Origin of the sequence: Dongia sp. (assembly GCF_041918875.1) — a bacterium.
In the GTDB taxonomy this organism is placed as follows: domain Bacteria; phylum Pseudomonadota; class Alphaproteobacteria; order Dongiales; family Dongiaceae; genus Dongia.
Genome location: NZ_JAYRUV010000002.1, coordinates 295,791 through 308,472 on the forward strand (window position 1 = coordinate 295,791; position 12,682 = coordinate 308,472).

General features: G+C 60.3%; 12 protein-coding genes. 10 read left to right on the top strand and 2 right to left on the bottom strand.

The window, feature by feature from the left end; all coding sequences use genetic code 11:
* Positions 1-912, bottom strand: a complete 912-nt coding sequence (locus ACE3TY_RS03260) for a LysR family transcriptional regulator (protein ID WP_374650828.1) — start codon at positions 910-912, stop codon at positions 1-3.
* Between the two features lie 171 nt (positions 913-1,083).
* Here ACE3TY_RS03260 and ACE3TY_RS03265 point away from each other — a divergent pair, with 171 nt between their 5' ends.
* The 6 genes from ACE3TY_RS03265 (at position 1,084) to ACE3TY_RS03290 (ending at position 6,011) form a co-directional block, all read left to right on the top strand.
* Positions 1,084-1,812 carry a LamB/YcsF family protein gene (locus ACE3TY_RS03265; protein WP_374650829.1) on the top strand — a complete coding sequence of 243 codons (729 nt, stop codon included), beginning with the start codon at positions 1,084-1,086 and terminating at the stop codon, positions 1,810-1,812.
* A 99-nt stretch (positions 1,813-1,911) separates the two neighbouring features.
* Entirely contained in the window at positions 1,912-2,154 is a 243-nt protein-coding gene (locus tag ACE3TY_RS03270; RefSeq protein WP_374650831.1) for an acetyl-CoA carboxylase, read from the top strand.
* Between the two features lie 22 nt (positions 2,155-2,176).
* Positions 2,177-3,541 carry an acetyl-CoA carboxylase biotin carboxylase subunit gene (locus ACE3TY_RS03275; RefSeq protein ID WP_374650833.1) on the top strand — a complete coding sequence of 455 codons (1,365 nt, stop codon included), beginning with the start codon at positions 2,177-2,179 and terminating at the stop codon, positions 3,539-3,541.
* A gap of 52 nt (positions 3,542-3,593) precedes the next feature.
* Entirely contained in the window at positions 3,594-4,469 is an 876-nt protein-coding gene (locus tag ACE3TY_RS03280) for an allophanate hydrolase subunit 1 (RefSeq protein ID WP_374650834.1), read from the top strand.
* A complete protein-coding gene (locus ACE3TY_RS03285; protein ID WP_374650835.1) occupies positions 4,459-5,442 on the top strand; it encodes a biotin-dependent carboxyltransferase family protein in 984 nt (327 codons plus the stop codon). Before ACE3TY_RS03280 ends, ACE3TY_RS03285 begins: the two co-directional genes overlap by 11 nt.
* 11 nt (positions 5,443-5,453) lie before the next feature.
* Positions 5,454-6,011 carry a biotin transporter BioY gene (locus ACE3TY_RS03290; protein WP_374650837.1) on the top strand — a complete coding sequence of 186 codons (558 nt, stop codon included), beginning with the start codon at positions 5,454-5,456 and terminating at the stop codon, positions 6,009-6,011.
* Between the two features lie 19 nt (positions 6,012-6,030).
* Here the strand turns inward: ACE3TY_RS03290 and ACE3TY_RS03295 are convergent, their stop codons facing one another.
* The gene (locus ACE3TY_RS03295; protein ID WP_374650839.1) at positions 6,031-7,011 is read right to left on the bottom strand and encodes a helix-turn-helix domain-containing protein; all 981 of its coding nucleotides are present in this window, start codon (positions 7,009-7,011) and stop codon (positions 6,031-6,033) included.
* Positions 7,012-7,265: 254 nt separating this feature from the next.
* Here ACE3TY_RS03295 and ACE3TY_RS03300 point away from each other — a divergent pair, with 254 nt between their 5' ends.
* The 4 genes from ACE3TY_RS03300 to ACE3TY_RS03315 are packed head-to-tail and all read left to right on the top strand — an operon-like array spanning position 7,266 to position 12,680.
* Positions 7,266-9,089: a hydantoinase B/oxoprolinase family protein gene (locus tag ACE3TY_RS03300; protein ID WP_374650841.1), complete on the top strand. Its 1,824-nt coding sequence runs from the start codon at positions 7,266-7,268 to the stop codon at positions 9,087-9,089.
* A 30-nt stretch (positions 9,090-9,119) separates the two neighbouring features.
* The gene (locus tag ACE3TY_RS03305; protein ID WP_374650843.1) at positions 9,120-11,195 is read left to right on the top strand and encodes a hydantoinase/oxoprolinase family protein; all 2,076 of its coding nucleotides are present in this window, start codon (positions 9,120-9,122) and stop codon (positions 11,193-11,195) included.
* A 10-nt stretch (positions 11,196-11,205) separates the two neighbouring features.
* Positions 11,206-11,961, top strand: a complete 756-nt coding sequence (locus ACE3TY_RS03310) for an ABC transporter ATP-binding protein (RefSeq protein WP_374650845.1) — start codon at positions 11,206-11,208, stop codon at positions 11,959-11,961.
* Entirely contained in the window at positions 11,958-12,680 is a 723-nt protein-coding gene (locus ACE3TY_RS03315; RefSeq protein WP_374650847.1) for an ABC transporter ATP-binding protein, read from the top strand. The genes ACE3TY_RS03310 and ACE3TY_RS03315 overlap by 4 nt, the downstream gene beginning before the upstream one ends.
* Positions 12,681-12,682 lie beyond the last annotated feature (2 nt).

Consider the following 12,682-nt stretch of genomic DNA (forward strand, 5'->3'; position numbering starts at 1 on the left):
TCAATCGTGGCCGGGGCCGTTGAAGGTGAGGCTGAGGAAATCGCGAAATGTTCGCGTCGCGGCCGATTGTTCGCTGCCGGGATTCCACACGACGCCGACATCCATGGTTGGAATATCCGCGACGAGGCTGCGCGTCTCGATTCTCTGTCCCTCCAGCGACCAGGGCCGATAAACCATGTCGGAGAGGACCGTGATGCCGAGGCCTGCAGCTACGAGGCTGCGCACAGCTTCGACCGATGAGGTCCGGAAGATGGTGTTGGGCTGTAGCCCGCTCGGCTTCCAGTACCGATCCACCGTGTTGCTGGCTTCGTCCACGGTCAGCATGATGTAGGGCTCGCAGGCGACGTCCGCCAGGGCAATGGCATCCACCTTCAGCAATGGATGCTCGACGGGCAGCCACAGTTTGCGCTTTGAACGGATCAGCGCTTCGTATGCGAGATGCGCGCGATCCTCGAGATTCGAGACCAGCAGAACGGCGAGGTCGAGCGTGCCGGCGAGCAGGCCGCCCTCGATCGCACGTCGTGGCAGCTCGATCAGTTCGATATCGATCCCCGGGTATGAGCGGGCGAAGCGTGCATGGTGACGCGGCAGGAAGTAGCCGGCCACCGTATAGGTGACGCCGACACGGACGTGCCCTGCAAGCTGCGCATAGTCGGTGAGAGGCGTATGTACTGCCTCGTTTACCGCAGCCATGATGTTGCGGGCGTGAAGCAGAAAGCGCGCTCCCTCTGTCGTCAAGGCGACACCGCCGGGATGGCGGCGGAAGAGAGGCACGCGCAGATCCGCCTCAAGCTGCTGGATGGCGGCGGTCACCGCCGATTGCGAGACGTTGAGTTCAATCGCCGCCGCCGATACCTGGCCGGCATCGGCGGTCGCAATGAAGTAGCGGACTTGTTTGATCGAAAGAGTCATATCTGATTTCTAGATATCTATAACCATTTTTTACGATTTTACAATACGGGTATCCCGGCGCAAGACTGGCTGTGAACAGGGAGAAGGCGGCGCCAGACCGCAGATTCCTAAGAAATTGGCGACCAAATCTTCAAAGGCCGAGTTCCGCAGGCGAAACCCGGGAGGGTATGTTTGACTGTAATCAACTGTGATATGGGCGAGGCATTCGGCCTCTATCGCATGGGTGATGACGAGGCGTTGATGCCGCTCATCAATGTCGCCAACGTCGCCTGCGGCTTTCACGCTTCCGACTTCAACCATATGCACAAGACCGTTCGCCTGGCCAAGCAACATGGCGTGAAGGTCGGTGCCCACCCGTCATTGCCTGACCTGCAGGGGTTCGGGCGCCGCGAGATGAAGATCTCGCGTGAGGAAATGACGAACTGCCTGATCTACCAGATCGGCGCGCTCAAGGGTTTTCTGGAAGCCGAGGGCATGGCCCTCAATCACATCAAGCCGCATGGTTCGCTCTACGGCATGGCGGCACGACTGGAGCATATCGCCCACGCTGTCTGCGACGCCGCGGATGTGTTCAAGGTTCCGGTGCTCGGCATGATCGGCACGCTGCACGAGAAGATCTATCCGGAGCGTGGGCATCGATTGGTGGCGGAATTCTACGCCGATCTCGATTACAGCGACGATGGCGGCCTGATCGTGACGCGCGAGCATGACGCCAAGGATCCGCTTGAGGCGGCTCGGCGCTGCCTGCGCGCAGTCAAGGAAGGCAAGGTTGCCAGCGTCGGTGGCAAGGAAATCGCGGTTCGCGCTGATTCAATCTGCGTGCACTCGGATACGCCCAACGCCGTCGACATCGCTGTCGCGGTCCGGGAGGCGGTGCGCCCATATCTAGACGCATCGTGACGCAGGGCTTTTTGCCGAATTCTCTGTCGAAATGACAGAACGGGAAGGCCGGATATTTGACCATCCGGTCAGTCCACAGAAGAGGGATGAGAAGACATCATGGCCAGCAAGCAAATCCTCTCGCCATTGCCGGGCACTTTCTATCGCCGGCCGGCGCCCGACAAACCGACCTACAAGAATGATGGCGACGCCATAGCTGCCGACGACGTCATCGGCCTTGTCGAGGTGATGAAATCATTCAACGAGGTGAAGGCCGGGCAGGCGGGAAAGATCGTGCGCTTCCTGGTCGACAATGAGGATGCGGTAATGGCTGGCCAGCCTTTGGCCGAAATCGACGCCTGATCCCGCATCGAGCCAGCGCAGCATGTCCATCAAGACCCTGCTCATAGCCAATCGCGGTGAAATCGCCGTCCGCATCATCCGTGCGGCCCGGGAGCTTGGCATCCGTACGGTTCAGGTACACAGCAAGGCCGATGCCGACTCACTCGCCGCGAAGCTTGCCGATGAAACCGTCGATATTGGACCGGCTCAGGCCGCCAAATCCTACCTCTCCATTCCCAACATCATCGATGCCGCCAAGAAGAGCGGCGCTGACGCGATCCACCCGGGCTACGGGTTCCTCGCGGAGAACGCCGAATTTGCCGACGCTGTGACCGTGGCTGGGTTCGTTTTTGTCGGCCCCAGCGCCAATGCCATCCGCCTCATGGGCGACAAGGTGGCAGCACGCCAGGCGGCGGCCGCTGCCGGCGTGCCGACAGTGCCCGGCAGTGATGGTCGTGTCGACGATGTAGAAACAGCACGCAACGTCGTGGCACGCACAGGCTATCCGGTCATGATCAAGGCCGCAGCTGGCGGCGGTGGCCGCGGCATCCGCATTGCCGAGAATGAGGCGGAGTTCGAACGGCTGATGCCGCAAGCCCAGGCCGAGGCACTGGCCGCCTTCGGCGACGGCGGGCTCTATCTCGAAAGGGTGATCGAAGGTGCGCGGCATATCGAGGTGCAGATACTGGGCGACGGCGAGAATGTCGTGCATTGCTTCGAGCGCGAATGTTCCCTGCAGCGGCGCCGTCAGAAAGTGTGGGAAGAGGCACCGTCGCCGGTTCTGCCCGCCGATATACGCGACCAGCTTTGCCGTTCGGCTGTGGCGCTCGCCAAGGCCGTGCACTATCGCGGCGCCGGTACACTCGAATATCTCTATGACGACAAGACACGCGAGTTCTATTTCATCGAGATGAATACCCGCATCCAAGTCGAGCATCCGGTAACGGAGTTCATCACCGGCGTCGATCTGGTGCGTGAGATGATTTGCGTCGCCGGCGGAGCGAAGCTGCGCTACCGGCAGGAAGACATCGGGCGCCGTGGTCATGCGATCGAGGTGCGCATCAATGCCGAGGATCCGTCGCAGAACTTCATGCCTAATCCGGGTGTGGTCAACGCCCTGCACATCCCCGGCGGCATCGGCGTACGTTTCGATACCCTGCTTTATGCCGGCTATGTGATTCCGCCCTTCTACGACTCGTTGCTTGGCAAGCTGATTGTCTGGGACGACGACCGGCGCGGTGCGATCGCGCGACTGAAGCGTGCGCTCGGTGAACTGAAAATCGAGGGAGTCAAGACGACAAAGCCCCTGTACCTGGCCTTGGTCGAGGATGCCGACGTGCAGGCTGGCCAGTTCGACACGCGCTGGCTGGAACGCTGGCTTGAGGAACATGCCGCACGCCTGGGCTGAGGCGCGTGGTGCGAGTGACAGAGAAGGCCCCAATCAGGGAGGTGGCGCGACAATGAACACGCGATACTCATATGGTGGCGATGAGCATATTTTCGTCGAGGTCGACGAGGAGATGTCGCTCGGCGCCTTCTTCAAATCGCTTTCGATGACCAACGCGGTCAGGGAAAGCCGCATCAAGGGCGTGACCGAGATTTGCCCGGCGAATGCCTCGTTCCAGATCAAATTCGACCCCGATCAGATCAGTCCAGGCGACATGCTCGCTGAACTGAAGCGGTTGGAAAGAACCGCCGAAAAGGCCGATTCAACCTTAAAAACCCGCATTGTCGAGATCCCCGTACTCTATAACGATCCTTGGACGCACGAGACGCTGATGCGCTTCCGTGAGCGCCATCAGGATCCCAAGGCAACGGATCTTGAATACGCAGCGCGCGTCAACAATCTTGGCACAGCCGAGAACTTCATCAAGGCGCACTCGGGTGCGCCCTGGTTTGTGTCGATGGTTGGTTTCGTCGCCGGCCTGCCGTTTCTCTATCAGATGGTCGATCGGCCGCGTCAGCTCGAAGTGCCGAAATATCTGCGCCCACGCACGGATACGCCGAAGCTCACCGTTGGTCACGGCGGGTGCTTCAGCTGCATTTATTCAGTGCGAGGTGCCGGCGGCTACCAGATGTTCGGCATCACGCCGATGCCGATCTACGATCCCAACCAGAAGATCGGTTATCTGCGCGACTTCATGGTCTTCTTCCGGCCCGGTGACATTGTGAAATGGAAACCCATCGACCGCGCCGCTTATGACCAAGCCGTAGCCGATGTGGATTCCGGAAAGTTCGCGCCTCTGATGCGCGATATCACTTTCTCGCTTGACGAATTCCAGCTCGACATCGACGGCTACAACCGCAAGCTTGAGGGGGCTCTCTATGGCCATTAAGGTGCTTTCCCCCGGCCTTTCCACGACGGTCCAGGATCTCGGCCGGCCCGGTTACTACCATCTCGGCATCCCGCTTTCCGGTGGCATGGACCGCTTCGCGCTGCGCGTCGCCAACATGCTTGTCGGCAACGACGAAGGTGCAGCCGTCCTCGAAGCGGTCTTCATGGGCCCTGAGCTGGAATTCACCACGGACGCCATGGTCGCCATTACGGGTGCGGAGCTGCCGCCCAAGGTCGATGGTGCGGTCCATGCCACCTGGACCAGTTTCAGGGTCAAGGCGGGGCAGAAGCTTGCCTTCGACTATCTGCAGAAGGGAGCTCGCGCCTATATTGCCGTCTCCGGCGGGATTGATGTTCCGCTGGTCCTGGGCAGCCGTTCGACTTATACGCTGGGCGCGCTTGGCGGTTACAAGGGCCGCAAACTTGAAGCCGGCGACGAACTGGCTGTCGGCCAGCCGACGACGCCAATCAAGGCCGGCCGCAGTCTCTCGGCGGATCTGCGCCGTGCACCGGGTGCGTCGGCGGAGCTACGGGTTCTTCCGGGGCTCTATTGGCACCGCATCACGGACGAAGCCGGCCGCAACTTTTTTGACGACACCTGGAAGGTGGCACCGGAAGCCGACCGGATCGGCTACCGCTTCAAGGGCGGCAGGCCGCTCGCTTTCGTGCCGCGCAAGCAGCCTTTCGGTGCCGGATCGGATCCATCGAATATTGTCGATGCCTGCTACCCCTATGGCTCGATCCAGGTGCCGGGCGGCACCGAGCCGATCGTCCTGCATCGCGATGCCGTCTCGGGTGGCGGCTATTTCATGGTTGGAGCGGTGGTCTCCGCCGACATGGACCTCATCGGTCAGCTGCAGCCGCACACGCAGGCACGTTTCGTCAAGGTCGATATGGATGGAGCCCTTGCGGCGCGGCGCGATCGTGCTGCTCTGCTCGGCCGTGTCCGGACCGCCCTTACTCGCGAACAGTAGGAAAAGACATCATGAACGCTACATTTGCCGGCAATCTTTGGTCTGGCCTGGCTTCCAACCGTCTGTACCAGGTTCTGCTGGTGCTGGGCGGCACGATCCTGCTGGCGGTTTCCGCCAAGGTGCAGGTGCCGTTCTGGCCGGTACCCATGACGATGCAGACCTTCGTCGTCCTGATGATCGGCGCAACCCTGGGGGCGCGCCTCGCCGGTGCCACCATGCTTGCCTATCTGGTCGAAGGGGCGGCAGGTCTGCCGGTCTTCGCGGGTGGTGTGGGATTTGGTTACATCGCGGGACCGACCGGTGGTTATCTCATTGGCTTCGTGCTCGGAGCGACGCTGGTCGGCTGGCTGGCAGACCGCGGCTTCGGTCGATCGATCCTGACCACGCTTTTGGCTTTCCTGGCGGGTGAAATTGCGATCTTTGTCCTGGGAACAGGATGGTTGGCGACTCTTATCGGTTTGGACAAGGCGCTCCGCGGTGGGTTGGTCCCGTTCCTTCCGGGTGAGGCGATCAAAGTGGCTCTGGCTTGTGCAGTGCTGCCCATCGCCTGGCGCTTGGTGCGCCGCTGATGGTTCGACCAATCCGAGATCATACATGTCCGGATGGTTTCGCCATCCTGACATGCCTGGTTTGCTCACGAAACTCTTTGGGTGATTGACCGAAATGGGCCTTGAAGGCGCGCGAGAACTGGGCTTGGTCACCGAAGCCCCACCGATAAGCGATCTCGGCCACTGTTTGGCGGTTGGCGGGATCGGCGAGGGTGGCGCGGCAGGCTTCCAGGCGTTGATCGCGGATCCATTGCCCAAGTGTCTGATTGGTATCGCGGAACAATTCGTGGAGATAGCGGGTCGAAATGCCGCATGCGCGCGCGATCGCATCCATATCGAGATCGGGATTTTGCAGGTTGTGCCGGACGAACGCTTCGATTCGGGTGAGATGCGCTTCGCGTACGGTCGAGCTGGCGGAGGTCAGCGTACGCTCGTCGGCTTTCAGCGAAAGGACCAGCAACTCGATCAGCTGCTGACCGACCGTGTTGCGCACTTCGTCGGTCATTGCGTCGAAGCGGCCGGGTATCAGATGCAGCATGTCGACGAACATGCCGCCAGCGCCGTTCGCGGCGTCGAAGGTCATGCTGCAGAACCGGCCAGGCGCGCGGATGCGGCCGGCAAGGGCGCTGGCTTCCACTTTCAATACCCAGAGGTCCGCAGCCTGCTCATGGCTGAATTCATAGGGCTCGTTGCTGCGCTCCAGCAGGAAGCCGCCGGGAGAACAGCGAACTTCCTTGCCCAGTTGGGCGAAGAATACGTCGGATCTGGCTGGCACCGTGATGAGGAACTGCTCTCCGCGCTCGTTTGCGCAATGCTGCCGCTGGCGCCGATAGAGCAGCGATTCCGACGTAAGACGCGACAGCGAAACGTCACCGAGCTGCCAGATGGCGAGATCGCCGTTAAAGCTGTCCGGTTGCCTAAATTTCAGCTCAAGCGGGAAATAGGCACGGGCAATGGCGTCATGCCAGTGCCGGCTACGTTCGCTCGTAGCAATGTCGCTGGTGGTGAAAATCGTCTTCATCGGCCGCTCCGGCAAAGTCATAAAAGACTAGTTCAGCCGATCTGCGCCCGCAATGCCGACGCCGGCACGAAACGGACGGATTGCACAAAAGCGCAAAAGGCCGTTCACAAAGCGCAAAGACCGGTCAGTTCACAGCCCTTTAATCTGTCAGGCTATCACGGTGCGAAAAGATGCCGGGCAGGGAGCAAGGGAACGGGACCCATGGGTCGCGATCGCTACCGCTCGCCCCGGCGCAGCGATGGAGCGAGGTTCCCATGAGCAAAGCAACCAGCAGGACCGCCAGGAAAACGATCAAAGAGACTAAGCCGGCAAAGATCGTACCGCGCGCCAAGGTCGACCCCATCACGCTTTCGGTGGTGCGCGGCGTCCTCGAGACAACCCAGCGCGAAATGACGCTGACGCTGGAAAAGACGGCACGCTCCAGCGTCTTCAATCTGGCGCATGACTATTCGACGGCGTTGTTCAATGCCAAGCCGGAGATGATCCTGCAGGGACAGGATATCCCGATCCATCTGGGTTCCCTCATACCGGCGACTAAGACCATCGTCCGTTTCTTCGGCGATGACATTCATGAAGGCGACCTGATCCTGCATAACGATCCGGCCTATGGCGGCAGCCATGCCATCGATCTGTGCATGTATAAGCCGGTCTTTTACAAGGGCCGGCTGATGTACTGGACAGTGTGCAAAGGACACCTCACCGATATCGGTGGACCGGTACCGGCGGGTTACAATCCGAACGCCACCGAGATCTACGCCGAATGCCTACGCATCCCACCGGTCAAGATCTGGGATCGCGGCAAGCCACGGCATGACGTCATCAACATGATCCTTTCCAACATGCGCGCGCGCCGCGACCAGGAAGGCGATCTCAATGCCCTTATCGGCGCGTGTCAGGTGGGCGAGCGGAATCTCATTTCCATGTTGGACAAGTATGGCGTGGCCCAGGTCGAGGCCTGCGTCGATGAGTTGCTCGCCATGGCCGACCGGCACATGCGATCGCTGATAAAATCCGTTCCAGACGGCACTTATGTCGGGACCGCCATCCTCGAAGATGCCGGCCACGGCTTCGGCGATTTCGAGATTACCGCGACCGTCACGATCAAGGGTGATGGCTGCAGGATCGCGATAAAAAGTCCACCGCAGATTCCCTATTTCATCAACTCATATGAAGGCAATTCGCATTCGGGCGTCTATCTTGGCTTGATGATGTTCGCGCAGCTGCCGCCGCCTTACAACGAAGGCCTCTATCGTTGCGTCAGCGTCGATTTCGGCCCCAAAGGCACGCTCTGCAATGCCAGCGAGCCGGCGCCGCACATGAACTGCACGACGACGCCTATGGAAACTCTGACCGACGCCGTGCGCCTGGCGTTTGAGAAGGCGATGCCGTCGAAGGTGGCGGCGTCCTGGGGTCACGCCAATGGCCTCAATATTGCCGGCTGGGATTCCCGCAACAATGAGGAATATGTGACGATGGTGCTGGCCACCATCATCTCCGGCGCGGGTGCCACGCCGCAGCAGGATGGCTGGCATGCCTGCGGCCCGGAATGCTGCTTCGGCGCATTGACGTCGGGCGATATAGAACTTCTCGAATACTCTTACCCGATCGTCATTCACCGCTACTCGCTGATGACTGACTCAGGCGGCGCCGGGAAGTTCCGCGGTGGATCCGGCACGGCCTGGGAAGTGGAACCGCTCGACAAGGAGATGACTTTCATCACCTTTGGTGAAGGCCGACGCATTCCTGCAGTCGGTGCTGCCGGCGCTGCTTCCCATATGATCGACAGCAAGGTCGGGCGCCTGGAATTGAAGCGTGGTGGCGATACCAGGATCATCAAGACCAATGTGATCGAGAAGCTCAAGCCCGGCGAGACCGTTACCAATATGAACCCGGGCGGCGGTGGTTACGGGAATCCATTGGAACGGCCTATCGACAAGGTCGTCTGGGACGTCAAGAACGGCTTGGTTTCCATAAAGGGTGCAAAGGAGGATTACGGCGTCGTTATCAGGGACGATGACTCTCTCGAAGTCGACATGACGGCAACCAGACGGCTGCGCGCCGCCGTGGCTGCCCAGTGATCGCCCAGTAGCAGAGAGAAAGACAGAATCATGCGCTCCAAATATCGTCTTGGGATTGATGCCGGCGGCACTTTCACCGACTTTGTACTTGCGGACCGGACCGGCAATGTTCGCCTGTTCAAAGCCCTGTCCACCCCGACAGACCCGACCAAGGCCATCGAGAATGGCCTGAAGCTGATCGCCGAAGAAATAGGCGAAGACCCAAGCTCAATCATCTCCAATTGCGATTTGTGTATTAACGGAACGACGGTCGGGCTCAACGCCCTCATTCAACACAAGGGCGGCAAGACCGGTCTCATCTGTACCGCCGGCCATGAGGATTCGATCGAGATTCGTCTTGGCCACAAGGAGGACGGCTACCGCTACGATCCGGAATATCCGGCGGCCGTCATGCTGGTGCCGCGCTATCTGCGCCGTGGTATTCGCGAACGCGTTATCTCCGACGGCACAGTTAAGATGCCCATGAACGAGGAAGATGTGCGCGACGCCTGCAGGCTCTTCTTGAAGGAAGGTGTCGAGGCGGTGGCCATCTCCTTCGTTTGGTCCGTGCTCGATCCGGCTCACGAACGCCGGGCCGCGGAATTGGTCCGCGAGATGATGCCCGGTGTCAATCTCACGGTCGGCAGCGAACTCTATCCGCAGATACGCGAATATACGCGCACCTCGACCGCCATTACCAACGCCTACCTGGCGCCGATTTTGAAACGATATGTGACCGCGGTGGATGCCTATTTCCGGGCGCTCGGCGCGAAGCATCCGGTGCGATACTTTCAGTCCAATGGCGGCCTTGCCATCGGTCAGGCGATGACAGACCGCTCGGTCTATGCGATCAATTCCGGGCCGGCTTCGGCGCCGCAGGCCGGTCTCTTCGTCTCTGCGCCGTTCAAGAAGAAGAACGTCATCACCGTCGATATGGGCGGTACGTCTTTCGACATCACGCTGACCAAGGATGGTCTTACCAACGTCAACAAGAATATCGACTTCCTGCGCTATCGTATTGGCGTGCCGATGATTCAGGTCGAAACCCTGGGGGCCGGCGGCGGCTCGATCGGCTGGATCGATGCGATGGGCATTTTGCAGGTCGGTCCACAAAGCGCCGGCTCGGACCCCGGGCCGGCCTGCTACGGCCAAGGTGGTGCAGAGCCCACCGTATCGGATGCCAATCTGGTGCTGGGATATCTCAATCCGGACGGCCTGCTCGGCGGTCGCCTGCCGCTCGATCTGGAAAAAGCACGCAAGGCGATGCGAAAGATCGCCGATCCGCTCGGCATTTCAGTTGAGCGCGCTGCCTATGGCATCTACACGATCGTGAACAACAACATGGTGAATGGCATCCGTCGGGTCTCGGTCGAACGTGGCTACGATCCGCGCGATTTCGTCCTGGTGGGAGCAGGTGGGGCAACGGCTGCACATATCACCGCCCTCGCGCGTGAGATGGGTATTCATACGGTTATCCTGCCCAAGTTGGCGTCAGGTCTGTGCGCATTCGGCCAGATCATCTCTGACGTGAAGTACAACTACATGGCGACGGCCCCCCTGCGTCTGGACAATGACAAAGCCTATCGCCGCGTCAACACCCTGTTCCGCGAGATTGAAGTGGAAGGCGTGAAGCATCTGAAGGCAGACGGATTCAAGTCGGCCGAGATCGATGTCAAGCGCAGTCTTGACATGCGCTATGTCGGCCAGGTGCACGAATGCACGGTAGAGATCGGCAATTTCGAGATCAATGCGAGGACAATCGAACAGGTGAAGGAAGCGTTCCATAAGCGACATGAAGAACTCTACACCTATTCGGAACGCCATAACGCGGTTGAAGTAGTGAATATCGAAAGCACGCTCTATGGCCGCGTTGTCAAACCGAAACCACCCAAATTAAGCAAGGGCGCAACTTTGCCGAAGGCTTTGAAGGGACATCGCAAGGCGATCTTCCAGGCCAGCGGCAAGGCGGACAAGGTGCCTGTCTATGACGGTTCGAAACTCGGCGCGGGCGCTATCGTCAAAGGCCCCGCTATCATAGAAGAAGTCACCACTACCATCGTGATCGAGCCAAGCTGGAGTGCAAAGCTCGACGCGAGCGGATCCTATGTGATCACGTTACGAAAATGACCGAGGAAGAATGAGCACTGCATTGCAGGCGGACAACGTATCGGTTTCATTTGCGGGGCTTAGGGCCCTGTCGAATGTGGCGCTGGCGCTGCCGCCTGGCCGCATCACCGGGTTAATCGGCCCGAACGGCGCAGGGAAGACCACCTTGGTCAACGTCCTGACCGGTTTCCAGTCGCCGACCGCCGGTCGCGTGTTGATGAACGGGGACGATATCACCGGCCGGTCCGCACACATCATCCGCCGACTGGGTGTCGCGCGAACCTTCCAGTCGGGCCGGCTGTTCAACGACCTCCCGGTCGTCGACAATCTCGAAGTGACGGCGATCGGTCTTGGCATGAAACGCCGCGATGCTGCTTTGCGTGCCGGTGCGATGCTGGAATGGATGGGAATCGAGCATCTGGCTGAGCGGACGGCGGGAGCATTACCCTACACGGACGAAAGACGTGTCGCCATCGCCCGGGCGCTGATGATGGAACCGCGCTACCTGCTGCTCGACGAGCCGGCCGCCGGCATGTCGCACGACGAAGCGACAGATCTGGCAGCCATGATCAGAAGGATCGCCGCCGAGATTGCCTGCGGCGTACTCCTGATCGAACACAATATCGGCCTTGTCCTCGAGATATGCGACATGATCCATGTCCTCGATTCCGGCGAGATCATCGAGACCGGAGACCCTGCCTTCATCCGCGCCAGTGAGAAAGTGCGCCACGCCTACATGGGGACGCAGGGCGACGTTGCCCAGTCCGTCGAGGAGGCCATTCTATGACGCTTCTGGCGGTGCAGGACGTTACAGTCCGCTATGGCCGCTTGACGGCCCTGCGCAATGCCAGCTTCACCATCGGGCAGGGCGAGACCATCTTCGTCACTGGGCCGAATGGTGCGGGTAAATCCACGTTGCTGAAGGCCATTGCCGGTGTCGTCACGCCCGTGGGCGGTGACATCCGCTTCGGCGATCGTTCGATCGCGGGAAGCGTCCCTGAAGACATAGCGCGCCTCGGTTTCTCCATGGTGCCGGAAGGCCGACATGTCTTTGCGACGCTCACGATCGAGGAGAATTTGCGTCTGGGTGCCGGCATGCGGGCGGATAAGGCGGCTGTCGCCGCGGATCTGGCTCATTGCTATCAGATTTTTCCCATGCTGCGCGATCGCAAGGAATCGCCGGCCGGCATACTCTCCGGCGGCCAGCAGCAGATGCTGGTGATCGCGCGGGCGCTGATGGCGGGGCCGCGGCTTATCGCCATCGACGAACCATCCCTGGGCCTGGCGCCAAAGATTATCGACCAGGTCTATGAGGTCCTGCTGCAGCTGCGCGACGAGCGGGGGCTCACGCTGCTCATCGTCGAACAGAGTTCCACCCGCGCCCTTCTGACAGGTGGCCGGATGCTGCTGATGCGCAGCGGCGAGATCGTCATGGAGGGAGATGCCCGCGAACTGCTGCGCGGCGACGCGCTGAAACAGGCCTATTTCGGTTATGGAGGGCACTGAGG